Source organism: Candidatus Saccharibacteria bacterium (assembly GCA_016191105.1).
GTDB lineage: Bacteria > Patescibacteriota > Saccharimonadia > CAILAD01 > BJGX01 > JACPPH01.
On sequence record JACPPH010000008.1, the window covers coordinates 176645 to 203444 of the forward strand.

Here is a 26800-nt window from a genome sequence, read left to right on the forward strand (position 1 = left end):
AAAGGGACCCGTCCATGGTAGGACGGGTCCCGGCGGACAAAATTATGTGGGCTAGGCGCCAGTTGGCGGCCGGCCGTTGCATTCGGCCGGAAGCCAAGCCCCGCCATCGGCTCTGATACCTTGCGGGTTCAGTGACAAGATGGCCTGGGCTACCACTTGTTCGGGCAGCTCCTTGAAGTGCTGCCGAGCCAGCAACGTGGCGTTACCGTTGCTGGTAGTTATCTTTACGGCTGCGGGCCAACGACCCTTGCAGCTCACGTAGTCACGCGAGCCGCCCAGGTTTTGGCCGATTGTGGCCAAGAACCAGATAGTGGTCGCCACCACCACCACCGCTGCCGCTGAGATGAACAGCATGCGAGCATATGCTCGCAGGTTCATCTGCTCTACGTGTGTCTCTTCAACAGTGTTCGACTTCGGCATCGCCTTCCTCTTTCCTCTCGTTCGTCGAAAAAAATTTGGTGCAAATGGGATTATATTATAGCACAAGAGCCGCTATCAGTCAACCTTTCGTAAACCTGAATCACGAAATATTTTCACCCTGTGTTTGCACATAAGCCTAAACAGTGGCAATATTGATCAGACTTTTTATGGCGGTTTGACAAATTTTAACAGGCAAGAAGTTAGTTTTTGTGATTCACATTCAAACCAACACCCATAGCAAGCATTGGCAGTTTAGGCCACCAGCCGCTACAATATAAGAGTGAAGATTGATGCCACCTTATTTAAAAAAACCAAGATTATTGCCACTGTCGGCCCAGCCACCGAAGATAAGATAGAGGATCTACTAGCCGCAGGCGTAAACGGCATACGTCTAAACTTTAGTCACGGCACTCATACTAGTCATTTGGCCGCCCTTGAACAGGCTCGGGCTGCCGCCAAAAAGCTCGATCGATCAGTTGCTATAATAGCTGATTTGCAAGGGCCAAAGATCCAGGTGGGTAGCTTACCGGCCGGAGGTGTTGAGATTAGTGCGGGTCAGCAGATTAAATTCCAACACGGAGCCGATTTTAGCAAAACGAGCATTATTCCTATCCAATATGATTTCAGCGCCATGGTGGCCAAGGGTGAACCGCTTTATCTGCGCGATGGTCAGATCAAGACTGTTATTCGCTCGGTTAAAAAAGGCGTTGTGGTGGCCGAGGCTCAGAATTCTGGCAAGCTCATGAGCAACCAGGGTATAAATCTACCCGAAACTCATTTCTCGGCCTCGGTGCTTACCAAAAAAGACCGCCAAGACATTGACCTTGGAGTCAGTAAAAAGGCCGACTACATAGCCCTTAGTTTTGTGCAGACAGCAGCTAGTGTTCACGAGCTTAGAAAAATTTTGGCTAGCCACAAGTCAACAACTAAAATAATCACAAAAATCGAAACCCGACTGGCAGTTGAAAACTTAGAGGAAATTGTAAAAGCTAGTGATGCGGTTATGATTGCCCGTGGTGATTTAGCTATCGAGACGGCAAGCGAAGAAGTACCCATAATCGGCCGCGAGATTATCTTGCTAGCGCGCAAATACAAAAAAATCGTAATCATGGCCACCCAGATGCTCGAGGGCATGATGAATAGTACCCAGCCCACCCGAGCCGAAGCTAACGATGTGGCTACCGCCGTTAGCTTGGGGGTGGATTGTGTTATGCTTAGCGGCGAAACAGCGATTGGTAAATTCCCGATTGAGACTGTTCAAACCATGAAGCGAATAATTTTGCGATCCGAAAAGTACTTTGTAGCCACCTCGATGGCTGTCGAAACCACAGATAGCGATGAAACAGAGCTGAATATAGAGGGCAGTAAAAGCCTGGTTGATAGGGTGGCCCAAAAAACTAAGCTTATTTTTACCCGGGAGCTGACGGCTGCTGGCAAGATTTCGACAGACATTGCTCAAAAGAGCATTAGCTTGAGCGCTATAACGTTGGCTGAACAATTGCGCGCTAAGCTGATCGTGGCCGAGACACTGAGTGGCAGCACCGCTCTCAGCCTTGCAAGCCTGCGACCCAGCGCCCCCGTAGTTATAGCTAGCCCGCACGAGGTTGTTTGCAACCAATTGGCTCTGCTTTGGGGCGGTAAACCCTTCTTGGTAGGTAAAAACCAGCGCGGCTACGAGGCCGCTATCAAAAAAATGAAAAGCCGCGGTGCCGTGAAAGACGGTGACTTTGTGGTTACGGCTTATGGCAAACAGCACAACGTGGCTGGTGGCACCGATACCATTCGTTTGCTCGAAGTTAAGTAGGCCTTGTATAATAAGCACAAGCATTAATCTTTGGGCGGCAGACGCAAAATGAAGAAACTTATTGTTGGTAATTGGAAAATGCACTTAGATGTGCCAGGCTCTAGCTTGCTAATTGCTAGAGTGCAACACGAGATTAAGGGTGGCAGCAGTGCCGTAGTGGTGGTTTGCCCGAGTTTTACCTCGTTGTTTGCTTGTCATCGCGAGCTCCAGGCCTACAAAGAACCAAAAATGGTGCTTGGAGCCCAGAACGTTTCACAGTTTGAAGAAGGCGAATATACAGGAGAAGTTTCGGCAACCCAGCTTAAGGGTTTGGTAAGATATGTGATTATTGGCCATTCCCAAAGGCGCCTTTACTATAGCGAAACAGATGAGCAAATAAGCAAAAAGATCTCACAAGCCTTGCGCTATAAGCTTAAGCCAATACTATGTGTAGGTGAAACTCTCAAACAGCGCCACGACAAACTGGCTACGCAAACTGTGCTTGATCAGCTAGATGAAGATCTAGATATGGTAACAGCAACCGATCTGGGCAAAATCGCCATTGCCTATGAGCCGATTTGGGCGATTGGTACGGGCGAATTTGCCAAACCGGCTCAAGTCGAAGAGATGGTGCAATTAATATTCGACGTGTTGCGCCAAAAGTTTGGCGAAGAAGCAGCCCAAAAAGTTAGAATTTTGTATGGCGGTAGCGTAGACGACCAAAATTCGACCACGTATTTAGCATTACCTCACGTTAGTGGATTGCTTGTAGGTGGCGCTAGTCTTAACTATCGCAAATTTGCCAAAATTATTAATAACCTTGGCTAATCTGGTGGAATTGGTTACAATATAGCCATAATTTACAGGAGAAACTATGTCGTTGAACGATGTCAAAATTGGTGGTGCCGCACCAAAAGAGGTAAACGTAATTATTGAGATCCCGCGCGGCAGTGGTAATAAGTATGAGCTCGACAAAGACACCGGCGCTATTTTTTTGGATCGAGTACAACCCACCAATCTAAAGCAGCCCTACGACTATGGCTATATCCCCCAAACCTTGGGTGATGACAACGACCCGCTCGATGCGCTAATTGTGATCGACGAGCCGCTTTACCCAGGCGTGGTTATACCCTCACGCGTGGTGGGGGTGTTATACATGGTAGATAGCGACGAGCAAGATGAAAAGATTGTCTGCGTGGCCGCCGACGATATGCACTACGAGCATGTGGTAGAGCTCAAGGACTTGGGCAAGCATTTTAAAGATAAAGTTGCCCACTACTTCGAACACTACAAAGACTTGCAACACAAAAAAGTTGAAATTAGCGGTTGGGGCGAACGCGATGAAGCTTTAGAGATTATCGAGAAATATCGCTTAGACAAAAAGTAGGCCATGAAGGTTATAATGCTCAACACGATGTCGGTTAACGGCATGATTTCTCTTGAGGATGGAAGCGAAAACTTTCTGTCTGACGAAGGCGGTGACTATGTTATGCAAAAAGCCAAGGAATTCGGCTGCATAATTTGGGGTCGCAGGGTCTACGAAAACCTTTAGAGTAATCTTACAGAGTTTAACGAGAGGCAGTCCAAAAAGTTGGCCGAAATTTATAAGATAGTTGTTTCAAGCGACACAAATTTACAGCTTGAGGAAGGCTATAATTTGACAACAAGTCCGCGGCACGCTCTAGAGTTGCTTAGGGAACAGGGCACGGAAAGCGCTTTAGTAGACGGCGGCGGTAAGCTCAACGCTTCATTTCTCAGAGAAGGCTTAGTTCATGAAATTCATCTTATCATCGAACCTGTAATGATTGGCAAGGGGCTGCCAATTATTGCGCCAGATGCTTTTGAAGTAAGAACCTCCTTAATTTCGGTCGAAGAGATTCATAAAGAAGAAGTTCTGCTAAAATATAAGGTAGAGAAATAACTATGGATGTCGAAAAAGTAATCCGCGACTACCTGCCAGATGTTATACACATGTTGCTCGGAACCTGTGCTGGCAACAAACCATGGGTCTGCGAAGTTCACTTTGTTTATGACAATGACTTAAATTTATATTGGCGATCGCTAACTTCTCGTAGACACAGCCGTGAAATTGACTCTAATCCTAAGGTCGCCGGCAATATCGTACGCCAGCATACATTAGATGATTATCCCCATGGCATTTACTTTGAGGGCAGGGCTGAAAAGATTGACGTTGAAGCCGAACGCAACAAGGCCTTTCCACTATTCCAAAAGCGATTAAATTGTGACGAAGGTATTTTAGAAGAAGCCAAACGCGAAGATGGCCACCAGTTTTATAAGGTAAATGTTGATAGTTGGTATGCTTTTGGAAAGTTTGGCGGCTATAAAGGCCAAAAGTTTGAGCTCAAGTGGGGTAAATGAAAACCCTAGAAATTATCGGCCTAATAGCACTGAGCCTACTGGTTTTACTATTCGTAGCTTTTTTATTGGTGCGAGCCTACTATGGTTGGCGCACTAGCCAGATGCCAGAGCACAGTCAGTTTGCGAGTGGGACAGCTCCAACCGAGCTGCCAAACGGCAGCTACAAAGGCACAGCCACAGTTTCGCAAGGCAGCTGGCAGGGTAAGAAGTTCGATTCTGCAACGGCCGCTGGAATTAATGTGTTTGCCGAAGGTGATAAGTACGAGTTTAAGATGTCGAGCGCCAAAGGCTTAACTGACCCCGACAAGCAAGTACTGAAGATCGACTATAACCTGCCAAGCAACCCGTGGTGGCTACGCTTGGTGGTAGATGAAGTGGTGCAGACTGGGCCAAATGAACTACTTGGCAAGATCCAAATTAACGCTATCCCGTCGCTGCCATTTACGGTCGGCTACTTTAAGCTTCAGAAATAATTTTCGTCTTTTTGTGCTAAAATAATCTCAACCCGGCCACAAGCGGTCCCACCAGTGGGGCAACTCACAGGTTCGACTGCGGTTCTCGGGTGCCCATTGGGTTAAGTGCCGGTGTGCCTCGGTGCCTGTCCTACACAGGGGCGGGAAAAGCCGGTAGACTGGCTCGAGCGAGCTCCTGAGCTTGTAGGGCAACAGTGGTAGTGGAACTGCAAAGACAGCCAGGACTAGGGCTTAGAAACAGCCCCGGTTGAAAGAGTGCGTAACAGCTCACTGGTCGAGTGGTTCTGCGCCACAAAACGCAAGTGGTATGTTTCGGCGATGTCGGCCGCCGCGTGCCGACTTTAAGGGCCTCTGGCCTATCACATACCCACTCCGACCCTGGCGTTCGCGCTAAGGCGGGGCAAAGGTGGTTTCTCGAGCCGAACTAGAGACTCCACCAACCCCTCGATCGTATCGAGGTGCCATCCGGAAGGGTGGGCGGGGATTAAAGCATGTCCCCGTCCACTCGCTGGGCTTTTTTATTTACGGCAAATGTTCGTATGTGCTAATGCTTGTAGTAAAATAGACCAATGCAACAGATTCTGGAATCTCTAAATGAATCGCAAAAGCAGGCCGTGCTGGCCACCGAAGGGCCAGTATTAATGCTGGCTGGTGCTGGCAGTGGTAAAACCAAAACCCTTACGCACCGCATAGCCTACCTGATTGCTGAGCGCAAAATTCCGGCCGCCAACATTTTGGCGGTTACGTTTACCAACAAAGCCGCTGGCGAAATGCGCCGACGGGTGGCGCGGATTCTGCACTTTCACGAAGACAATATGAACTATCTGCCCTTCCTTGGCACCTTCCACTCCATTGCCAACAAGATTTTGCGGCGCGAGGCGACCCACATTGGCTACCCTAGTAACTTTTTAATCTACGACACCAACGACTCTCAGGCGCTCATTAAGCACCTTATTAAACAACACCGCATCGACGAAAAAACTATTACTGCTAACGCTGTGGGGCACATGATAAGCAGCGCCAAAAATGAACTGCTCGATCCAAACCAATACGCCAACTTTGCCGTCGGTCGCTTGCAAGAGGCCGCGGCCAAAATTTACCCTGATTATCAAAAAGAGTTGCGTAAGGCCCAGGCTATGGACTTTGATGATCTTATAATGCAGTTAGTTAAGTTGTTCCAAACTGAGGCCGAGGTGTTAAAAAAATACCAAAGCCAGTTTCAGTACATATTGGTCGATGAGTATCAGGATACCAACAACGCTCAGTACACACTCATTCACTTACTGGCGCGTGAGCACAGCAATGTTTGTGTAGTTGGTGACGACTGGCAGAGCATATACAGCTGGCGCGGTGCCAATTACGAAAACATCCTTAATTTTGAGCGTGATTATCCGACCGCTAAGATTGTAAAACTCGAGCAAAACTATCGCTCTACTCAGACCATACTAGATGCTGCCCACGCGGTGATATCTAAAAACACTGCCCGCAGCGAAAAAGAGCTCTGGACCGAAGCCGGCAGTGGAGCTAAGATCCAGCTCGTGAGTGTGCGCGATGAGCTCGAAGAGGGCCGGTTTATAGTGCAAACTATTCAGAGCGCTATCGAGCACGACCCACGGCTTAGTCGGCATGACTTTGCGGTGCTGTACCGTACTAACGCTCAGTCACGCGCCTTGGAAGAGTCATTTCTGCGCTACAACGTGCCATACCAGATCGTCGGTGGAGTACGGTTTTATGAACGCAAAGAGATCAAAGATACCTTAGCTTACTTGCGCTTTGTATTTCAGCCCAACGACCAGATTAGTTTACGCCGCGTAATCAACGTGCCTCCGCGCGGCCTGGGCGAGCGCAGCTTACAAACATTTTTCGATTATACGGCTCGGTTTGAACTTAACTTGCTCGAGGCCATGGCCAACGCCACAGAGATTGAAGGGCTAACACCTAAGGCGGCCAAAGCTTTCACTGAGTTTGCCGCCACCATCAAAGAGCTTCAGGTAAAACAAGAGACTCTGCCCTTGAGCGTGCTGGTTGAGACAGTATTAAAAACCACTGGCTACCTTAAGTATCTAGACGACGGCAACATCATCTCGGCCGACCGCATTGAGAACCTCCAAGAGTTTATAGGCGTAGCCAAGAGCTTCGACAATGCTGGCTTGGAGGCCTTTCTAACAGAAATCACATTAATTTCTGACCTCGATGGCCTCAAAGAAAGCCAAGACGCCGTAACCTTGATGACTCTACATTCGGCTAAAGGGCTGGAGTTCGACACCGTCTTTATGGCCGGTATGGAGGAGGCTATATTCCCGCACTCTCGAGCCATGTTTGAGGCTGTGGAGCTCGAAGAGGAGCGCCGCCTATGCTACGTGGGCATGACTCGCGCCAAGAGCAAGCTTTATATGATTCATGCCAATGCTCGTATGTTGTATGGACGCACTCAGCACAACGTGCCCTCGCGCTTTTTGAGCGACATCCCAGCCGAGCTGGTGGAATCAACCTCACCGACTGGCACCCTTGGCCAGCTGCTACAGCGACAAACACTGTCTGATCCATCGAGCGGTGACAGCTTCGACGATGAGCCGTTTGTCAATCTGCCTAAGCTTAGCCCGGGTGATGAGGTAGAGCACGATGCCTTTGGCCGCGGCATCGTTAAGAGTCTCGATGACAGTGAAGTTGTAGTAAGCTTCTACCGAGCCGGCGTAAAAACCCTAAACTTAGGCTTTGCACCATTGAGAAAAGTATGAGCAAGCCAAAGGTCATTACTATTAACAATAAGCAAGTTCATGTTTCAGCAGGTGTTCTGGTAGTAAATGACAAGAATCAAGTTCTTTTAATTGATCGTGCAACCCCTCCATTTGGTTTAGCAGGCATAGCTGGTCATGTTGATGAAGGTGAGTCTGCTAAAGTCGCAGCTATAAGAGAAGTCTTGGAGGAGGCCGGCCTAGCCGCCAAAGATCTTAAATTGCTGAAACATGAGCTTATTGATTGGAACTGGTGTAGTGCTGGTGTAACTGGCCACGACTGGTATCTGTATGAAGCTAAGGTTACCGGGAGGCCTAAAATACAAGAATCCGAAGTGAAATCTATTGGCTGGTATGATCTGGGAAGCCTAAAATCAAGCCAGCTCGAGCCGGTTTGGAAATTCTGGCTTGAAAAATTACAGCTTCTCGGTTAAGCATAAGCTAAATGAATCAAAAATGTATTCAAAATCCATTGACATGCTTATGCTTGAAGGTCTAGAATAGTGATTAGCCAAATATAAACAAAAACAAAAGCCTTTTAGATAATTTGTGAGGCTTATTATTTTACCGAGAAGATTGTCATCTTCAGTTGTCCGCAAGGGCTTGGCAAAAGCAAACACTGGAAAAGCAAAATACACACTCAAGCGCGGGCTAATTGTCTTTGGACTCGTGTTTTTGTTTATCTTAACAGTCGGTGCTTTTTCGCGCGATCAGATCAACCTGAGTGGTAGCAACCAGGCATTTGCCAATAGTCAGAGCCTGGTAAGCATTTTTGCCGACGGCCAGAAGCGCACGGTTGCTACTAGCGCCAATACGGTGGGTGAGGCATTAGAAAAGAATGGTGTAACGCTTGGCCAGGGCGATGTGGTTGAACCTAGTGCCGACCAGCCTCTGAGCTCAAATGTAACCAATATAAACATTTATCGGGCGCGGCCGTACTTAATTGTCGATGGTGGCAAAGCCACAACCATTCTTTCGGGCTATCGCAGCCCGCGCAGCGTGATTGAGCGCAACAACATCACTCTGTATCCAGAAGATGTTGTAACGCCCGAGCTCCAAAACGAACACCAAATGCTTAGTGACGGCTCGGTTGGCGAAAAGCTAGTTATACAGCGTGCTACACCAGTGACTGTAGTGTTGGCCGGCAAAACTTTCAACGTGCGTACCCAGAAATCGACAGTTGCCGACTTGTTGGCCGAAAAAGGCCTAACTGTTCAGCCGAATGATGTTATTACTCCAGGGGCAAACGCTAAATTAGTTGCCGGCATGAAGATTGCTATTAACCGGGTTGACCAAAAGATTGTAGCCGAGCAGCAAACTATAGAACCCGAAATTCAGTATGTGACCGACGACTCTAAACCGGTCGGCTATAGTGAAGTTCGCGATCCTGGTGCGCCTGGGCAGAAGACACTGACTTTTACTATAACCATGCAAAATGGCGCCGAACAATCCAGGCAGCTGCTGCAAGAGGCAGTTGATGTTGCTCCAAAAACCAAGGTGGTTGTGATTGGCCCGGTATCGGTGGCTGCCCAAAACGCTCATAATGCCAACACCTCTGGCTGGGCGGCCTTGCGTAACTGTGAATCGGGCGGTAATTATGCTAACAAGAATAATCCACTCTATCGCGGCGCCTACCAGTTTAGCTACTCGACTTGGGGCAATTATGGCGGCTATCGTGACCCTGCCGATGCTCCGCCGGCCGTGCAAGATGCCAAAGCCCAAGCTACCTACGCAGTCTCTGGCTCCAGCCCGTGGCCTATCTGTGGCCGGTTCCTGCGCTAGTATTTAATAGGTAACATACTTAAGAGGCCAACCCGGCCTCTTTTTGGTATTATTAATCTATGAATAAAACACGAATAATGTCGGTAGATATGCAAAAAGACTTTGCAGCCAAGGGCGGCAAGCACTTCCACGAGCATCCTAACGTTGAATTTGTTAGTGCAACGCTCATACCTTTTATGAGGGATCACAACTTAAAACTTGCCGAAATTGTATCGGACTATCGTCAACCTAGGCCGGGCGATAGAGACTCGAGTTGTCTGCCTGCTACCAGTGGCTACGAGTCTGTTATACCAGATGATGTAAAGCTACAACCTGTCTGGATAAAGTGCATGAACTCACCTATTTGGACACGCGAAAATGCCGGTGATCCCTCAAAAAATCCAGGCTATCCATATGAAGACACAAAACGGCTTGGAGAGTGGCTAGATAAAGCAGTTGGCAAGCCAGGGGAAGTCGACGTAGCCTTAATTGGCTTAACAATTGATTGTTGTGTGTTGTGCGCCGCCCAAGAGCTAAGCATGCGCGGCTACAAAGTCTTTGTACTCAAAGAGGGGGTCGATCCATATTCGGGAAACCAAGAAGACAAAGAGTTCATACTAAGTGGGCCAATTCTTAGAAACTGGGCCAAAGTCGTTACTTGGACCGAGCTTAAAGAGAAGATTTAGGGATGGCCAAGTACAATTATTTGATTGAAGGCATCTCTGGTAGTGGCAAGTCGACAGTTGGCGAAGAGCTAAAAACAAAGGGCTATACTGTAATTGATGCAGACAAGGTTTTTGGTTACTATGGTGATCCAAAAACGGGTGAGCCAACCAGCGAGAAGTCTCAGCTAAATTGGTTGTGGGAAAAAAACAAGGTTGAACAGCGGCTAGGCAGTCAAACAGATAATATACTTTTTGTTTGTGGTGGAGCTATGAACCAGGCCCAATTTGAGCATTACTTTAGTAAGATATTCATGCTCAAAGTAGACGACGAAACTTTGAAGCACCGCATTATGAACCGAACCAGCCACGATTTTGGCAAAGACCCAGAAGATCTTAAGCGTCAACTTGCATGGAATAAAGGCGTGGAAGAATATGCCAAGCAAAAAGGCGCAATATTGGTCGATGCGTCTAAGCCTGTTGCAGATGTAGCTCGGTACATCTTGAAAGAAGTAGGGCAATGAAAGCTAAAAAGTCATTTGGGCAGCATTGGTTGTTCGACCAAGAAAGCCTAGAAAAAGTTGTGGAGGCGGCTGAGCTAACCAAAGACGACTTTGTGCTCGAGGTTGGCCCTGGCCGTGGTAGCTTAACCGAACTTTTAGCACGAAAGGCCAAAGCCGTAATTGCGGTCGAGGCCGATGCCGATTTGCTGCCTGGCTTGCAAGCCCAGTTTGCACTAACCAGCAATGTTGAGATTGTTGAGCAAGACATACTCAAGTTTGATCTATCTAAACTACCACCAGGCTACAAGGTTGTGGCTAACATCCCATATTACCTAACCTCGAATTTAATTCGTAGACTACTAGAGGCTCCAAACTCACCGAGCATTATGAGCTTGCTCATCCAAGAAGAAGTTGCCGAACGGATTGTGGCCAAGCCAGGGCAGATGTCGATATTGAGTGTGAGCGTGCAATACTATGCGACTGCTCATATTGTTCGAGCTGTAAGTCGAGAACTATTCCAGCCTGTCCCGAATGTGGATTCGGCCATAATCCAGATTGTGCGACGCCCCAAGCCAGCCTTTACGGCCGACACCAAAAAGCTTTTTCGTTTAGTTAAGGCCGGCTTTGGCGAGAAGCGCAAGATGCTACGCAATTCCCTGAGTGGTGGCTTGCAGTTGCCAACAAATGAGGTCGAGAGTTTACTCGAACAAGCTAAGCTTAAGCCAACTGCTCGTGCCCAAGAACTAAGTTTAGACGAATGGCGGCGGCTGTATAATTCGGCAGAAAGTGTGCTATGAACGAAAAGTCAACAATAAAGGTTTTAAAAGAATGCACAGATAATAATCTTAATGACCTAAATGAATTATTTAAGTTATTTGATAAGCCCAGAAAGTTGGATATCACAATTGTTAACGATATGCTCAGTAACAAAGAGACTATCGTTGTAGTTGCGGTTCGTGATCAAAAGGTTGTTGGTATGTGCACAGTCGCAGCTTACTATACGCTCACAGGAAAACAAGGCGTATTTGAACACTTCGCTATAGACAGAAGCAATCAAGGCACGGGGTTGGCAGACAAAATGTTTAACTTTGCAGTCGAACGGGCCAAAAAAATGGGTGTCACTAGACTTATGTGGACGTCGCGGCCATCTAAAGAGAAGGCTAACGCCTTTTACCGAAAACGACTAGTACCAGCCCCAACCAATGTTTATAAGTACGACCTGAAATAGTTCATATGCTATCATAAAAATATGAGAAAATTTGGCCAGAGATTTACTGGCGGCTGGCTGTTGCAAGCCGCAGCTATCGGGTTGTTGATTCTTTATGGCCTAATGGCCACAGCTGTTCCACAGCCGAGCCGGGCGGCGGCCGAATTTGCAAATACGGTTGACATTAAGTATGAGGCTCGATCTGATGGCGTCACCCGGGTTACCGAAACTTATGCGGTTACAAATCAAACCGCCAACAAATACCTAAACAGCATTCAGCTTTCAGCTCCGACCGATCAGCTGACTAACCTAACAGTCAACTATGGCGACGGTGCTAGTATCCCTTACACTACGGCTGTGAAAGCGGCCAACAGCAAGGGCTATAGCTATAACTACCAACAGATACTGATTAACTTTAATCGTCAAAATGCTGGCTTAGGCAATCGCTGGAGTTTTGTGGTTAGTTTTGATACTACTAAGCTGGTAGAAAGCCAAGGTAGTGCGCGCACAGTTTATATTCCCTCGGTGGCGGCCGATGCAAGCGTACAATACAAGATTAGCTTGGTTGTGCCCGACAATTTTGGGCCACTACACACCACTGGTCCGCGGCCAGTCAATGCCGGCAGTAAAGACGGTTTTACTACTTATAACTTTGATCAAACCGATATTGCCAACCAATCTCTTAGCCTGGTGTTTGGCGACTCTACAGTGTATGACATTAATTTTAACTTTCCGCTCAACAACGACTCTAATACGGCCAAAACCCTTACTGTAACCCTACCGCCTACCACTTCGGCTCAAAAAGTCTACATAAATAGGCTTGAGCCTCAACCATCGGCTACGCGTTTGGATGCTGAGGGCAACATACTAGCTGATTACATGGTGCCACCACGAACTCGCATGGTAGTGAAAACTAGTGTTGCGGTGGTGGTTAAGTACTTAGATTACAACCTGGTAGCCAGTGGCACCAAGGCCGATATTCCGGCTGAGTTGGTAGGCGCCTATACTAGCCCTCAGCCCTATTGGCAAGCCAATAATCCGGCGATTATTCAAAAAGCCAACGAGCTAACCAAGGGCAAAGATACGGTTGCCAAGCAGGTACAAGCTATTAATGACTATGTGGTGAGCAGGCTTAGCTACAACAGCGAAAAAATTAAATACAACATTCGCCAAGGTGCGCTCAAGGCCTTTGAAAACCCCAATAATGTTGTTTGTTTGGAGTACTCCGATCTTACTATCGCGCTCTTGCGGGCGGCCGGTATTCCGGCACGCATGCCAATTGGTTATGGCTATTCTGGTAATCTCAAGCCGTCTTCGTCGGTTAGCGATTCGCTGCACTCCTGGGTTGAAGCTTATGTACCGGGTGTAGGCTGGATGAACGTTGACCCAACCTGGGCTGAGAAGTTTCAGAACTTTGGCACCTCTGATCTTGCTCATGTAGCTTTTGCTATTTGGGGCAAAAACAATGACTCACCGACCGCGGTTATGCAAAACGGCCAGGATATTAATTACCAATACGAAGCTACAACTATTAGCTACCAACAAGCTGTGGCACAACTACCATCCACGAGTCAGATAAGTGTTAGTAAATATGCGGTTCTGCCGTTTGTGAGTCTCATAAACTATAGCTTACAGGCACCTCAGAATGCTGCCGGTGACAATTATTACCTCGAAATAACCGAAGGTAGCTACAGCCAGCGAGTTAAGCTTGGTTCGCTGGCGCCGGCTCAAAAAATTAGCTCCGTGGCCTGGGGGCTAAGCATTGGCTTTCTTAATCCTTCGACCGTTAAGGTTTTACAGACAGGTAATAATTCGCTGATGCTAGCCACTACCCAGGTCTCGAGTCAATGGTGGCCGTTGGTGGTGTTCTGTCTAATTCTGGCTGGCATTGTTATCTATTTGTTGGTAAAATCCAGACACACTAAGCGAAAATTAGCCCAAGCTAAGCAGACCCAAGCTCAGGCGGTTAATCGCTTGCACGAGATCAAAAACAAGCCAAAGACACCGGAATCAAAATCATGACCAAGCCAAAATTCTATGTAACCACTCCCATTTACTACATCAACGATGTTCCACATGTTGGCCACGCCTACTCGACCATTGCAGCCGATGTGTTGGCTCGCTATTGGCGCGGTAAGCTTGGTGATAGCAATGTATTTTTACTAACTGGCACCGATGAGAATTCTAAAAAAACCATCGAGGCCGCTAAAGCAGTCGGCCAGGAAATTCAAGAGTATACAGATCAGACTGCCAAAAAATGGGAGGCTATCTGGAAACAGCTAGGCATAACCAATAATGGCTTTATTCGCACTACCGAACCAGCCCATGTTAAAGCGGTACAAGATGTAATTTTGAAAATCCACGAAGCAGGCGACATTGAGAAAGGCGTTTACGAAGGACCATATTGCTTTAAGTGCGAGGCATTCTATCGCGAAGACGAGCTGATCGACGGTTGCTGCCCAATACACAAAACCGAAGTTGAACATCTTAAAGAGGAAAATTATTTCTTTAAACTCAGTAAATATCAAGACCAACTCAAGCAGTATATAACCGATAATCCACACTTTGTAGAGCCCGAGAGTCGGCGCAACGAAGTATCGGCCTTTATTGATCGCGGTTTAGAAGATGTTAGCATCTCGCGAGCCAGCCAAAAGTGGGGTATAAAACTGCCTTTCGACGAAAGCCAGATAATATACGTATGGTTCGATGCACTTATTAACTACCTAACTGGTGTCGGCTACCCAGATGACAAGTACAAGGAATTCTGGCCGGCCAATGTTCACATTGTTGGCAAAGATATTATTAAGTTTCACTGCATTATCTGGCCAGCAATGCTCATGAGTGCCGGCTTAGAGCTTCCGCAAAAAGTCTTTGCCCACGGCTTTTTTACCATCGATGGCGAAAAGATTAGTAAGAGTCTGGGCAATGCAATCGATCCTGTTGAACTAGCCAACAAATATGGCAACGATGCTCTACGCTACTTTTTATTGCGCGAGATCCCTTTTGGGGCTGACGGTGATTTCAGTCGGGAACGGTTCAAGATTGTCTATGAGACTGAGCTTGGCAATAAGCTGGGCAACTTAGTAACTCGAACAGCCGCAATGCTCAACAAATATTGCGATGGGTCATTTGAAAAAATTAACCCAGCTAAGCCTCTAGCGCTCGAAGATGATATTGAAAAACTCAAATTTGAACAGTATTTGCAAAAAATATTTGTTCGAATTGAGGAACTTAATACTTCTATCGAGGAAAACAAACCGTGGGAACTAGTAAAAACCGAACCCGGTAAAGTTAAAGATGTATTGAGTGGGATTGTTTCTGAACTGGTTGAGTTGAGTAAATGGCTAGAGCCGGTTATTCCAGAAGCCACCGCTAAGATTCAGAAGACTTTCATGGGCGGTAAAGTTGACAGCTCAGTAGGCATTTTGTTTCCTCGGGTTGAAGAATGAGCTTAGTCGATACCCACGCTCACATTCATTTCGATGAATTTAGCCACGATCTAGGCGAAGTCTTTGGTAATTGTCGTAAAGCCAAAGTCAACCAGATAATCTGTGTAGGGGTGAACGACGTTGACTCGCAAAAAGCCCTGGACTTCGTGAGTAACGCAGAGGTTAAAAGGCAGGCTGCCAGCATTGGCTTGTATGCCACGGCCGGGCTTCATCCGCACGAAGCTAGCAGGGGAGAAGATGCGCTGCTTACTATTAAGGAACTCATCCAAGCCGAAGATAACCAAGGCAAAATTGTGGCTGTTGGTGAATGTGGCCTCGATTACTATCGAAATTTGTCTGGCCAGGCTGAGCAGCAGAGAGCTTTAGAATTTCAGCTTGAACTGGCGGCACAAGAGGGGCTACCGGTGGTTTTTCATATACGAGACGGGTGGGAAGATTTTTGGACAATCTTAAAAAATTACCCCAAAATCCAGGGCGTAATTCATAGTTTTACGGGCGGTCCAAAAGAGGTCGAAAAAGGGCTTGAAGCTGGTTTATATTTTGGGCTCAACGGCATCATGACCTTTACCAGAGATGCCAACCAGCTTAAGGCGGCTGAATTGATTCCAGATGATAAAATTCTACTTGAGACCGATTGCCCATATCTGGCTCCCGTGCCATATCGTGGCAAGCGCAACGAACCTGCTTATGTTTTGGAAACTACTAAGTTCCTGGCCGACTTGCGTGGCCAAGAAGTCGAGGAACTAGCCAGCATCTCCACGAGCAATGTCGATAAACTTTTTAATCTAGCAAAATAAGCGCTTTTCTGGTATAGTAATATGCCTATGAAGCGTGTTTATTTAGATTACGCTGCCGCCACACCACTAGATAATGAGGTCGGAAAAGTTATGGTTAAAACCGCCAGAAGCTTTGCCAATCCTTCGGCTAGCTACTCGAGTGCGCGTACAGCCAAAGAGATTCTACGCTTAGCTCGAAAGTCTGTTGCCATGTTTTTGGGTGCCAACTCGACTGAGATTATATTTATCAGCGGTGCTACTGAAGCCAACAACCTGGCTATCTTAGGTTATGCCCGTGCCCACAAAGCTCCAAAAGCACGTATAATTAGTATCGCTACCGAGCACGCTTCGGTTTATGAACCTCTCTTACAGCTTGAGCGCGAAGGCTTTGAGGTCGTATGGTGCCCAGTCGACGAATCTGGGCAGGTTAAGCAAGCTGAACTCAAAAAGCTTATAAACAGCAAAACAATTTTAATCACAATTTCAGCAGTAAACAGCGAATTCGGTACGGTCCAGCCAATTGCGGAGATCTGCCGGCTAGCCAAACAGGCCAATAAGAACGTTGTTATTCACACCGATGCCTCGGCTGCTACCAACTTAAATTTACAGGTTAATAGGCTGGGAGTGGACTTGCTAACCCTGAGCGGCGCCAAGGTCTATGGCCCTAAAAGTGCCGGTGTATTGTATGTACGCCGTGGTACCAAACTCGAACCCACCGCTTTCGGCGGCGCTCAGCAACGGGGATTACGGCCGGGTAGCGAGGACGTGGTTGCTGCTGCAGGCATGGCCAAGGCCTTGGAGCTTGCAAGCCAACATCGTAAAGTCGACAATCTAAAATTTCAAGCACTCTATCTTAAGCTAATCAGTTTTGTGCAAAAAAATTATCCAAAGGCTATAATTAACGGCCACAAAAAGTCTAGGGTGTTTTGGTGTGTGAGCATTTGTTTTGCCGGCATCAACGGCGAAGATTTGGTGGCAAGTCTGGATGCTGCAGGGCTTGAAGTGGCCACTGGTGCGGCCTGCGAGGCTAGCAACGACCGGCCCAGCCGCGCACTAATGACACTTGGCCTAAATAGCGGGCAAGCTCAAGGGTCACTCAGAGTTAGTTTTGGCCGTAGTACTAGTGGCGATGATGTCGATCGATTTCTGGCAGCTTTGTCGAATTGTTTAAAGCAATTTGGGTATAATTAAGGCAATGAAGAAGCGTACAGTTGCAGCAATTATCTTGGCTGGTCTTATTGGCGGCTTGGTCTTGTTGATTTTCTTTGGCCTAGGCTTTTTTTTGAGCCCTCAAGATAACTTGCAAAAGGCCGATGCTATTGTGGTGATCTCGGGCGGCCGCACAACAGCTAGAGCCCAGAAGGGCATCCAACTATTTAAAGATGGCTACGGCAAAAAGCTAATTCTTTCTGGTGCTGCTCTCGACGATGGCCCCAGCAACGCCCTGGCTATGCGCGATCAGGCTTTGAGTGCTGGCATAGCCGACCAAGACATATTGATAGATGAAGCTGCTCAAGACACCTATCAAAACGCAATCGATAGCAAACATATCTTAGACCAACTCGATGCCCGCAGTTTAATATTGGTAACCAGCCCCTACCATCAACGCCGGGCCGATATGACATTTAGGGCAGTGCTTGGGCCAGCCTACAAGGTAATTGGGGTTTCTGCCTTCGACGATCGCTGGAGCAAGGCGGCTTGGTGGAAGTCGGGCTTTGCTTTTGATATTTCTTTGAGTGAGTTACAAAAGCTAGTGTTTATTTACCTAACCGGCAGTTACCAATGATACCTGGCGTCCTCCAACATTCGAAAATACATCTAGCTACTTTCTCCGGCATTAAAGCAAACAGGAAGCTAAGTAAGCTTAAGTGCTCCAAATTTGAGGACTGTTTGAATCCCGGTCTTGACCGAGATGAGTTGCGCAGAACTGGAAGCGAAAGCTCATTAGTGCTCATGTTTTGTGTCCATGTCGGCAGTTTTATCCAACTTTTACTGCCAAAAGTTGGCCAAGCCATGGAATGGCAAGATTCAGCTTTTGGCCGAATGGCCAACCTTCTTTTGAAAAGACTAAAAGAAGGCAAAAGTCTTTGGCCTGTGCTGCGATTCAAGCAGCGCGCAACAAGCAAAATACTTTCTGTTTCTGCGCGGTCTGGTAAAAACCAGATTCTCAAAAAAAGAGTGCATTTTGCTATTGCACTTGCTGATCTTGCAACGGCCGGGGAAACGATACGTGTCTAGGGTCTTTGTTGGGCTTTCGGGCGGAGTCGACAGCTCGGTGGCTGCGGCCTTACTTAAAGACCAGGGCCACGAAGTTATAGGTGTGTACATGAAAAACTGGAGTCACGATGTGGCCGGCCATCACTGCCCGTGGCGCGAGGATCTGGCTAGTGCTCGCTCGGTGGCCGCGCACCTCCAGATCCCCCTGAAAGTCTATGACTTTGAAAGAGAGTATTTCGATACTGTCGCTAAATATATGATCGATACCTACAAAGCTGGTCTAACCCCCAATCCCGATATTATGTGCAATTCTGAGATTAAATTTAAGCTGTTTTTAAGTAAGTGTCGGGCTGATGGCGCCGAAATGATCGCTACTGGCCATTATGCCAAGATCATCGACGGCCAACTTTGTAAGGCCAAGGACGCCAGTAAGGACCAAACTTATTTTTTGTATCGCATGCCAGGGAGCGCGGCTAAGAAAACAATTTTCCCGCTTGGTGAGCTTGCCAAAACTCAAGTTCGTATATTGGCTCGTAAGTACAAATTACCTACAGCCAACCGAGCCGATAGTCAGGGGTTGTGTTTTGTAGGGCCGGTGCCCATGCGCGATTTTTTGGCTGAGTTTGTAAGGCCTAAACCAGGTGATATCGTGAGCGAGAGAGGCAACAAAATAGGCCAACATCAGGGTGCGTTTTATTACACCATTGGTCAGCGTCATGGCCTTGGAGTTGGCGGCGGCCAACCCTACTTTGTATACAAAGTTGATACAAAAGCCAACGTAGTGCACGTAACAACAGATGAGGACTCAACCCTTCTCAAGAGAAATAATTTTAAGATAAATGACTGCGTTTGGTGGCAAGAGCCAGAAACCGGCAAAGAATATACAGTTAAGGTTCGATATCGTGTCAAGGCAATTGCTTGCACTATTACCCCGCGTTTTCCTGTCACTTCGACCGGGGTGGAAAAGTCTAGCCAGATCTCTCGACAAGCTCGAGACGACACCTGGACGGTCAAACTCACAAAACCAGAACGGGCAATAGCTCCTGGCCAATCGGCTGTTTTGTACGATGGCAACAAGGTGGCGGGTGGCGGCATTATCGAACCCTTCTAAAATGCTTATGCTATAATAAGTTCAAAATAACAAGGGCTCATTATGGATCAACAAAACCAATCGGTACCTGCTTTCGAATGGCAGTGAAAAACCGCAAGGATAGATCGTTAACTCCAAAGCCGGCCCAGCGCAATGGTTGGAGGGTAGCTACCTGGGTTCTGGCGGCTGCGGCTCTTGTTTTACTATTCGTAGTTTTTGTGCAGCAAGGTCAAATAAATAATCTCAAGGCTGACAATCAAAAATTGGCCAATGGGTTTAAAAGTGGTGCCGGTTCTTACTTAAACATTCCCGAAAAAGGCATAAAACTACAACTCTCACCAACCATTAGAGACGCCTACTATTTTATCGATTCGTCGGGCAATGTGAGTTTTTCGACTCGCACCCTCAATGCAATAAAGATTCCACAGTGCAAGGCCCAGGCAGTGGTCGAAGGTAGCTCCAATAAATTATCGGGCGCAGCTCTGTTGGGCACCGCGCAACAAGGCTTTAAGGGAGCCCAAAAGGTCGGCGCCGTGTATTACAGCATTCAGCCCAATGCTGACTGTAAGAGTGACGATCCAAACGTTCAGACGGTGATAAAATCTATTCAAGACGCCTTATTTTATGCGGGCGGCACCATCGCCCCTAGTAACTAGCCCCAAACCTGAAAAAGTAGTATAATCAAGCTCATGAAAACCGCAGAAATACGGCAGAAATTCTTAGATTTCTTTAAATCTAAAGACCACGCCATTATCCCCAGTGCACCGGTGGTGCCCGAGCACGATCCAACGGTGCTGTTTACAACTGCCGGCATGCACCCTTTGGTGCCCTATCTGTTGGGTCAACCACACCCGCAAGGCAAGCGCCTGGCTGACAGTCAAAAGGTGGTTCGAACCACCGATATCGATGAAGTTGGTGATTACTCTCACCTAACTTTTTTCGAGATGCTTGGCAACTGGAGCTTGGGCGACTACTTTAAACAAGACTCAATTACCTGGAGCTGGGAATTTTTGACCGACAAAAAGTGGATGGGTATAGATCCACACAAACTATACATAACTGTCTACGAGGGTGATGGTGAGGTGCCGAAAGATGATGAGTCTATCAAGATCTGGCAAGAGCTGTACAAAAAGGTTGGCATCGAAGCCAAAGAAGGTGAGCGAATCCTTGCTCTGGGACACGACGATAACTGGTGGGGCGGGGTAGAAACAGGCGCAGCCGGCCCAGATACCGAGATCTTCTATTATCTAGGCAGCGATAAAAATCCCAAGTTCGATACCGAAAGCACCGATTTTGTGGAGATTTGGAATAACGTGTTTATGACTTACCGTGCCAATAAGGATGGTAGCTACACTGAATTACCAAACAAAAATGTGGATACCGGCATGGGCTTGGAACGCATGGCTGTAGCCATGCAGGGCGTAGATAATGTTTACGAAACCGACTCTGTGCACGAAATCCTGGAGACAGTCGAGGCTTATGCTCGCAACGTGCACAAAACCGTTTTTGAGGAAACCTCACCTGAATCATCGCTGCGCGCAGCTCGAATTATCACCGATCATAGCCGCACAGTTACTTTTATGTCGGCCGATGGTGTAAGCCCTGGTAACAAAGACCAAGGCTATGTAATGCGCCGGCTGGCTCGCCGCGCAATTCGCGAAGGCCTGGTATTGGGAATTCAAAGCGACTTATTTAAAAACATAGTGCCAAAAGTGATTGAGATTTATGGCGATGCTTACCCGGAGCTTAACGACCGGGAGGCAGAAATTATGAGCACTCTCGAACGCGAAGAAAAAGTATTTCGCTCAACACTAGCTCGTGGCCTTAAAGAGTTTGAGCGCCTATTACGCGACAAAAAAGACCTGAATGGCGCAACTGCCTTCACCCTTTACGACACCTATGGATTTCCAAAAGAGCTTAGCCTAGAAGAGGCTAAACGAGTTGGCTTGCCAGTAGCTCAAGATTTTGAAAACCAATTCGAGATCGAGATGGAAAAGCAACGCGAACGTAGTCGAACCGCCACAGCTGGGCAATTCAAGGGCGGCTTGGCCGATGATAGTGAGGTTGCCACCAAGTACCACACTGCTACACACCTTATGTACCGCGCTCTGCGTAATGTGCTGGGTGATCATGTGGTGCAACGCGGATCCAATATTACGGCTGAGCGTATGCGCTTCGATTTTTCGCATCACGAAAAAATGACTCCAGAGCAGATCAAAGAGGTGGAAGACATGGTGAACGATGTGATCCACAAAGACATGCCCATGAGTTTTGAGGAAATGCCGAAAGATACAGCTTTCGAGAAAGGTGCTTTGGGTGCCTTTGGCGAGAAGTACCCCGATGTGGTGAAAGTTTATACCGTGGGTGATCCAGAGGGGGATTGGTATTCCAAAGAAATTTGTGGTGGCCCGCACGTTAAACACACCGGCGAAATAGGTAAATTTAAGATAACCAAAGAAGAGTCGTCGTCAGCGGGCGTGCGCCGCATTAAAGCCGTTATCGAATAGTTCCTTCCGGCCGTTGCTGTGATCAGCAAGTGCAGTGGCAAAATGCGTTCTTGTTGCGAGAATCTTGTCACTACAAGACCGCACAGCAACAGGAAAGTATTTTTGCTATTGCACGCTGCTTGAATCGCAGCATAGGCCAAAACACTTTTGCCCTCTTTTGGTGTCTCAAAAGAACGGTCGGCCATTCGGCCGAAAGCTGAATCTTGTACTGTGCATACGGCACTTCTTTGTAGCCAAAGAAGCAAAGCTTCTGGCATGGACGCAAACAAGGAGCGCCATCTACTCTCCGCTTCCAGTTCTGCGGAACTCGTCCCGACGGTACTGTCGGGACTCAAACAGTCCTCGAACGTGGAGCACACCAAGCTCTTTGGCTTCCTGTTTGCTTTAATGCCAGAGAAAGCTATTTTTGCGATTTTTTGCTAGCGTAAGCCATGTAGATAGCCATAGCCAAAAAACCTGCACCCATGCCGGCTAGGGTACCAATAGCCACGCTGTTCCAATAAGAGCCGGCTGCTATGCCGACAAACATAAAGCCAACAAACAGTAACCCGCCCGAGCCGTTGCTGTCTTTTTTGTTACTCGCCATTAATTTAAGCTCCTATAAATAATGTTTTAAGTATAAGAACTTTGGCTGAAAAAAGTCACGTATAACGAAAACGAGCCCCCGCGAGGGGACTCGTTTTGAGTAACTCCTTTCGCGACGGCTTTAAGCCACTCGGCCGAACCTCTCGAGCGGGAATCTGGTGGCCAGAGCCAACCGGATCGGGAATTGAACGTCTACTTGCGGCGCCGGGGGGTTGATCTGGCTTAGCACTACCAGCCAGATGTATTCCCAACGGTGGCGAGTCAGACTCTTGTCGGCTAACCATCGGGCAATGCCTAGCAGAACCACGGTTGTAACCGGGCCGAACTGGTTGGTGGGATCGTGGATCAGGAACATGAACCCCACCAAGAACGCTGCCATCTGCACGTTGAACTTGATCTTGCCCCAGACGTTAGCACCAGGATGGGCAACCTCCATACGGAGCACCATGGGCGCAATCAATTTGGTCGAAACCTTGACCAGGTTGAGTTCAACATGGAAGACCCACACGATTACCACCAACAAGGGCGGTACCAGCAGCCAACCGGTTTCGTGGATGGTGCCGATTACATAGGCCAACACCAGGCAGACCATCATGATCTTGTCGGCCAACGGGTCGAGTATCTTGCCCAGGTCGGTTTCGGCATCGAGATAGCGGGCGCAGGGTCCGTCAATACCGTCGAGCAGGGCTATACCTACCACCCAAGTGGTCCACTTGGTGATATCGCCCTGTTGAAGGATCGAGGGCAAGAAGTAGCCCAAGATCACAACCGGCGCTACCACCAGCCGTGCAAAGCTCATGATGTTGGCTGTCATCTTGACCACCCACAGCCGTCGTAGCGGCATAAGCACGATCAAGATTGGTGAGGCGAGTAGCACAAAGACGAACCGAAAGGTTGCTTCGAGCCCCGCCAGCAGATCCTTGCCTAGTTTGGCGTAGGCTGACCGATCGGCCTGCCAACGCGAGGGTTGCTCGAGACCGGCCCGAGCCTGGTCGTTGATAGGTATAACTTGGCTCATGCTCATGCTGTCCTTTCGCTGTTCAGACTCCGATTTGGCTCGGGTTGTCGGGTTGTTTGCGTTTCTTGAGTATTCGCCGTCGTTGGCGTTCGCTGGTAGCGCCCCACACGCCGTGATCGAGATGGTGCTCGAGTGCATACTCAAGGCACGGATCCTTGACCGGGCAGGTGGCACAGACGCGCTTGGCGATCTCCACCCCCACTCCATCGCTGGGAAAAAATTTTGCGGGTGGCTCGAACCGGCACGCGCCGCGAGCCATCCAATCGTCATCGCGCATGGTGTCATCTCCTTTTGTTCTTCAGGTGCGCTTGTTCGCCCATAATATCATAACTTTATATGGTTTTCAAGGTTTTAGTGGCTAGCCAAGCCCTACCATAAGCGGTACAATTATAGGTGATTTACAAACAGGCAAATCATACGAATTGAAGTTTCCAAAATTTTCTAAAAAATCGCAAAACACAGATCAATATTTAGTTGCACTCGATATTGGTACCGAGTACGTTAAGGCTCTTATTGGTCAAGTAGTAGAGGGCAAAGACGAAAAGACCGGCAAGCGTGAGCAGGTGGTAGAGATTATTGGCAGCGGCCGCCAGCGCCAGCGCCTAACCGATATGAGTAGCGGTGCTATTACCGATATTGCTGGAGTGGTAGAGAACTGCGATGCCGCCTTGCGCCGAGCCGAAGAGATGGCTGGCTGTGTGGCCAAAGATGCGGTTTTGGGTATTGCCGGCGAGTTGGTAAAGGGCGGCACCACCACCGTTAGCTATCGCCGCGCCAAACCCAATATTAAGATCGACCAAGCTGAATTGATGGACATAATTGAGCGCATTCAAAAGCAGGCCTTCGATGCCGTACGCAAGCAACTAAGCTGGGAAACTGGCAAGCGTGAGCTTGAGGTTAAGCTAGTGAATGCCGCAGTGGTCGATGTTTACATCGACGGCTACCGAGTAACCAATCCAGTTGGCTTTCAGGGCAAAGATGTAACTATTCAGATTTTTAACGCCTTTGCGCCCATGGTGCACTTGGGTGCGCTGCAAACTGTGGCAGCCGATCTCGACCTAAACTGCATTAATATTGCTGCCGAACCTTTTGCTGTGGCTAAATCTGTGGGCGCCGAGGATTCAACCGAGTTTAGTGCTATATTTATAGATATTGGTGGCGGCACCAGCGATATTGCCGTAGTTAATAATGGTGGCGTGGAGGGCACCCAAATGTTCGCCATTGGTGGGCGCAGCTTTACTAAGCGTATTAGCTCAGCCCTAGGTGTTGGCTTCGACAAAGCCGAAGAGCTTAAACTTCAACACTCAGCTGGCAAACTCACTGGCGCTCAGGCCAAAGAGGTAACCGATGCTCTTGCTAGCGACGTGGAAACTTGGCTATCGGGCGTGGAATTAAGTTTAAGTGAGTTCGATAATTTAGACCATCTGCCAACCCGAATTCTGTTGTGTGGCGGCGGCTCAGCCTTGCCCGAGATCAAAAAGGCCTTAAGCCACGACCACTGGTACAAGAATTTAGCCTTTGCCCGCAAACCCAGCATTGATTTTGTAAGTCCCAAAGAAGTGAATAGGGTGGTGGACAAAACTGGGAACCTAAACAGCCCTCAAGAGATTACACCGATGGGTTTGGCCAATTTGGGCTTAGATATTGTGGGTAGTCAATCGATGGGCGAGAACATTTTGCAGCGATTGAGTCGAACCCTTAGTCTTTAACCTTCTTTGTCATTCCGGCGAAGGCGGGAATCTAGCTTGCGCTGTCCGCGCGGGACTCCTTTGTAGCGGAAAGTTGCCAAAGCTTCCGGCATGGACACAATCAAGAAGCACCCAACCAGCCTTCACTTTCTGTTCTGCGCTGCTATGACAAGCAAGTTCTCGAATCAGAATTACTCAGGTTGGTTGGCTTTTCTGATTGCTTTAATGCCGGATCAAGCAAATATCAGCTATAAATGCGACCGCCCCGTCGTGATTGACGGGGCGTTTGGGGTCGCAGGAGACACCCTATGTTTCGAGGGGCTGAACGGGTTGCTCGTCTTCGAATGGAAGGAATTGGGTCATCACGCCCCCGTCGAGTGCCGACTCAAAAGCGTCGCAGACAGCAAACGCATCGTCGGTTGTCACCACCGCGTAGCTCTGCTGGGCATTCGGGTGAAGGGGTGGATAGAAGAAGAGATAGCCCTGGCAATCGATCTCGCCTAATGCCTCCAATAGTTGAAGACCGCAGTTGGTGTAGGTGCCGGCATCGCGGATGTCGAGCATCTGCTCGTAACGATGCGGTGTGGCTACCAGCTCGCCTATGCGGTTCGAACGGATGACGAGTTTGATGCGATCATCACCGTAAGACCTGCCCAGCGCTAGCGCGACAGCTGCTTCGCTGACCACTTCTTCGAGACTTGTGAGCTTCATGAACAAAGTGGGTGGTTGTGTGAGGCAGTGTGGCTCAAACTGGATGAGCACCGAGTCGCCTACTGGCACCACGCCTGTCACATGCGGATAGGTAAAGATCTTGCTCACCAGGCCGCGAAGCGCCGGGCAAAGGCTGTTGTGTCGGTGGCCACACAGGTGGCCTTGGCCTTGTCCTGGTTGGCGAACGGCACTGGGTCGAAGCGCTCGACTCCGAAGCTTTGCCCGTCGGCGCCGATGACGACCGGGGCGTGGCACTTCTTCTGCACCTTGTCGCCCTGGATCCAGTCGGCCACCAGTGTGTCACCATCCCACTTCACGACCATCACTTGGAGAGGGCCGACCGAAGGGTTGGTGTCGTTGAAGCGCGCTCGCAACACTGCCTCGGCCTTGGAGCGGGTGGCTTCGCGCTGCTGGGCTCGTTGGGCTTCGCCGTCGTCGCCACGCGTGAGCAGCCAGAGGCCGCTGGCCAGAACCAGTACGACCGCCACGACACCAACGATCGCCAGGATCTTGGGGCCGTTGTCGGGTCCGTCTGGCGCGGTGGGCCGGGTGGGTTGCGTCCTGGGACGCGGTGTTTCGGTTGTGGCGGTCATGCCACACCCCCTTTGTTGTGCTTGCGGCACTCGACAGATAGCCGAGCGTTACATCTACACCATTGTACCATTATATCACGAGATTGTCAATAGTTTTTTGCAGGGTAATGTAAACCAGTTGGTACAGATTCATCAAAAGGAGGACAATGATGAACATGTACAAACTCAACCAAATACCAAGTGAAACTACCATTAAAATGTATCTTCGGAGAATACTCTACGGCGGTAAGAACCTACATTGCC

30 protein-coding genes and 1 other annotated feature are annotated in these 26800 nt (G+C 48.5%); of the genes, 24 read left to right on the top strand and 6 right to left on the bottom strand.

From position 1 onward, the window contains the following. Positions 1-51: 51 nt before the first annotated feature. Positions 52-420, bottom strand: a complete 369-nt coding sequence (locus HYX70_04830) for a hypothetical protein (GenBank protein MBI2798578.1) — start codon at positions 418-420, stop codon at positions 52-54. A gap of 280 nt (positions 421-700) precedes the next feature. Here HYX70_04830 and pyk point away from each other — a divergent pair, with 280 nt between their 5' ends. The 23 genes from pyk to HYX70_04945 all read left to right on the top strand — a co-directional run bounded on the left by pyk (position 701) and on the right by HYX70_04945 (position 21962). Further along, entirely contained in the window at positions 701-2224 is a 1524-nt protein-coding gene (pyk, locus tag HYX70_04835; protein ID MBI2798579.1) for a pyruvate kinase, read from the top strand. 48 nt (positions 2225-2272) lie between these two features. After that, a complete protein-coding gene (locus tag HYX70_04840; protein ID MBI2798580.1) occupies positions 2273-3031 on the top strand; it encodes a triose-phosphate isomerase in 759 nt (252 codons plus the stop codon). Positions 3032-3077: 46 nt separating this feature from the next. Beyond that, positions 3078-3590, top strand: a complete 513-nt coding sequence (locus tag HYX70_04845) for an inorganic diphosphatase (protein ID MBI2798581.1) — start codon at positions 3078-3080, stop codon at positions 3588-3590. A gap of 3 nt (positions 3591-3593) precedes the next feature. Continuing rightward, positions 3594-3755: a hypothetical protein gene (locus HYX70_04850; protein ID MBI2798582.1), complete on the top strand. Its 162-nt coding sequence runs from the start codon at positions 3594-3596 to the stop codon at positions 3753-3755. A gap of 39 nt (positions 3756-3794) precedes the next feature. Beyond that, positions 3795-4124 carry a dihydrofolate reductase family protein gene (locus tag HYX70_04855; GenBank protein MBI2798583.1) on the top strand — a complete coding sequence of 110 codons (330 nt, stop codon included), beginning with the start codon at positions 3795-3797 and terminating at the stop codon, positions 4122-4124. A gap of 2 nt (positions 4125-4126) precedes the next feature. Continuing rightward, positions 4127-4582, top strand: coding sequence for a pyridoxamine 5'-phosphate oxidase family protein (locus HYX70_04860; GenBank protein ID MBI2798584.1), 456 nt, complete (start codon positions 4127-4129; stop codon positions 4580-4582). Then, a complete protein-coding gene (locus HYX70_04865) occupies positions 4579-5055 on the top strand; it encodes a hypothetical protein (GenBank protein ID MBI2798585.1) in 477 nt (158 codons plus the stop codon). The genes HYX70_04860 and HYX70_04865 overlap by 4 nt, the downstream gene beginning before the upstream one ends. Positions 5056-5251: 196 nt before the next feature. Continuing rightward, positions 5252-5357, top strand: a sequence feature (possible 23S ribosomal RNA but 16S or 23S rRNA prediction is too short). 267 nt (positions 5358-5624) lie between these two features. Further along, on the top strand, positions 5625-7793 hold the full coding sequence (locus HYX70_04870; protein ID MBI2798586.1) for a UvrD-helicase domain-containing protein: 2169 nt from the start codon (positions 5625-5627) through the stop codon (positions 7791-7793). Beyond that, positions 7790-8224: an NUDIX hydrolase gene (locus tag HYX70_04875; protein MBI2798587.1), complete on the top strand. Its 435-nt coding sequence runs from the start codon at positions 7790-7792 to the stop codon at positions 8222-8224. The genes HYX70_04870 and HYX70_04875 overlap by 4 nt, the downstream gene beginning before the upstream one ends. Positions 8225-8393: 169 nt before the next feature. Beyond that, entirely contained in the window at positions 8394-9572 is a 1179-nt protein-coding gene (locus HYX70_04880; GenBank protein MBI2798588.1) for a DUF348 domain-containing protein, read from the top strand. Between the two features lie 59 nt (positions 9573-9631). Beyond that, entirely contained in the window at positions 9632-10237 is a 606-nt protein-coding gene (locus HYX70_04885) for an isochorismatase family protein (protein ID MBI2798589.1), read from the top strand. 2 nt (positions 10238-10239) lie between these two features. After that, positions 10240-10737 (top strand): AAA family ATPase, encoded by a 498-nt coding sequence (locus HYX70_04890; protein ID MBI2798590.1) that lies wholly within the window; start codon positions 10240-10242, stop codon positions 10735-10737. Then, positions 10734-11513 carry a ribosomal RNA small subunit methyltransferase A gene (rsmA, locus tag HYX70_04895; protein MBI2798591.1) on the top strand — a complete coding sequence of 260 codons (780 nt, stop codon included), beginning with the start codon at positions 10734-10736 and terminating at the stop codon, positions 11511-11513. Before HYX70_04890 ends, rsmA begins: the two co-directional genes overlap by 4 nt. Next, the gene (locus HYX70_04900) at positions 11510-11944 is read left to right on the top strand and encodes a GNAT family N-acetyltransferase (protein MBI2798592.1); all 435 of its coding nucleotides are present in this window, start codon (positions 11510-11512) and stop codon (positions 11942-11944) included. The genes rsmA and HYX70_04900 overlap by 4 nt, the downstream gene beginning before the upstream one ends. Before the next feature lie 21 nt (positions 11945-11965). Next, positions 11966-13945, top strand: a complete 1980-nt coding sequence (locus tag HYX70_04905) for a transglutaminase domain-containing protein (protein MBI2798593.1) — start codon at positions 11966-11968, stop codon at positions 13943-13945. Further along, the gene (locus HYX70_04910) at positions 13942-15372 is read left to right on the top strand and encodes a methionine--tRNA ligase (protein MBI2798594.1); all 1431 of its coding nucleotides are present in this window, start codon (positions 13942-13944) and stop codon (positions 15370-15372) included. The genes HYX70_04905 and HYX70_04910 overlap by 4 nt, the downstream gene beginning before the upstream one ends. Further along, positions 15369-16169 (top strand): TatD family hydrolase, encoded by an 801-nt coding sequence (locus tag HYX70_04915; GenBank protein ID MBI2798595.1) that lies wholly within the window; start codon positions 15369-15371, stop codon positions 16167-16169. Before HYX70_04910 ends, HYX70_04915 begins: the two co-directional genes overlap by 4 nt. A gap of 27 nt (positions 16170-16196) precedes the next feature. Then, positions 16197-17339 (top strand): cysteine desulfurase, encoded by a 1143-nt coding sequence (locus HYX70_04920; protein MBI2798596.1) that lies wholly within the window; start codon positions 16197-16199, stop codon positions 17337-17339. A 4-nt stretch (positions 17340-17343) separates the two neighbouring features. Continuing rightward, entirely contained in the window at positions 17344-17934 is a 591-nt protein-coding gene (locus HYX70_04925; GenBank protein ID MBI2798597.1) for a YdcF family protein, read from the top strand. 104 nt (positions 17935-18038) lie between these two features. Beyond that, a complete protein-coding gene (locus tag HYX70_04930) occupies positions 18039-18386 on the top strand; it encodes a hypothetical protein (protein ID MBI2798598.1) in 348 nt (115 codons plus the stop codon). After that, a complete protein-coding gene (gene mnmA / locus HYX70_04935) occupies positions 18379-19476 on the top strand; it encodes a tRNA 2-thiouridine(34) synthase MnmA (GenBank protein MBI2798599.1) in 1098 nt (365 codons plus the stop codon). The genes HYX70_04930 and mnmA overlap by 8 nt, the downstream gene beginning before the upstream one ends. A gap of 77 nt (positions 19477-19553) precedes the next feature. Then, complete coding sequence (locus HYX70_04940; protein ID MBI2798600.1) at positions 19554-20111, top strand: hypothetical protein; 558 nt, start codon at positions 19554-19556, stop codon at positions 20109-20111. 33 nt (positions 20112-20144) lie between these two features. Further along, positions 20145-21962 (top strand): alanine--tRNA ligase, encoded by a 1818-nt coding sequence (locus HYX70_04945; GenBank protein MBI2798601.1) that lies wholly within the window; start codon positions 20145-20147, stop codon positions 21960-21962. A gap of 400 nt (positions 21963-22362) precedes the next feature. Here HYX70_04945 and HYX70_04950 read toward each other — a convergent pair whose 3' ends face one another. The 3 genes from HYX70_04950 to HYX70_04960 all read right to left on the bottom strand — a co-directional run bounded on the left by HYX70_04950 (position 22363) and on the right by HYX70_04960 (position 23842). Next, the gene (locus HYX70_04950; protein MBI2798602.1) at positions 22363-22548 is read right to left on the bottom strand and encodes a hypothetical protein; all 186 of its coding nucleotides are present in this window, start codon (positions 22546-22548) and stop codon (positions 22363-22365) included. A gap of 120 nt (positions 22549-22668) precedes the next feature. Continuing rightward, the gene (locus tag HYX70_04955; GenBank protein ID MBI2798603.1) at positions 22669-23565 is read right to left on the bottom strand and encodes a CDP-alcohol phosphatidyltransferase family protein; all 897 of its coding nucleotides are present in this window, start codon (positions 23563-23565) and stop codon (positions 22669-22671) included. A gap of 22 nt (positions 23566-23587) precedes the next feature. Next, complete coding sequence (locus HYX70_04960; GenBank protein ID MBI2798604.1) at positions 23588-23842, bottom strand: WhiB family transcriptional regulator; 255 nt, start codon at positions 23840-23842, stop codon at positions 23588-23590. Between the two features lie 145 nt (positions 23843-23987). Between HYX70_04960 and HYX70_04965 the strand changes: the two genes are divergently transcribed. Further along, positions 23988-25274 (top strand): rod shape-determining protein, encoded by a 1287-nt coding sequence (locus tag HYX70_04965; protein MBI2798605.1) that lies wholly within the window; start codon positions 23988-23990, stop codon positions 25272-25274. Between the two features lie 285 nt (positions 25275-25559). Here HYX70_04965 and HYX70_04970 read toward each other — a convergent pair whose 3' ends face one another. Both HYX70_04970 and HYX70_04975 read right to left on the bottom strand, forming a co-directional pair. Further along, the gene (locus tag HYX70_04970; GenBank protein MBI2798606.1) at positions 25560-26072 is read right to left on the bottom strand and encodes a hypothetical protein; all 513 of its coding nucleotides are present in this window, start codon (positions 26070-26072) and stop codon (positions 25560-25562) included. Then, positions 26069-26557 carry a hypothetical protein gene (locus HYX70_04975; GenBank protein MBI2798607.1) on the bottom strand — a complete coding sequence of 163 codons (489 nt, stop codon included), beginning with the start codon at positions 26555-26557 and terminating at the stop codon, positions 26069-26071. Before HYX70_04975 ends, HYX70_04970 begins: the two co-directional genes overlap by 4 nt. Positions 26558-26800 lie beyond the last annotated feature (243 nt).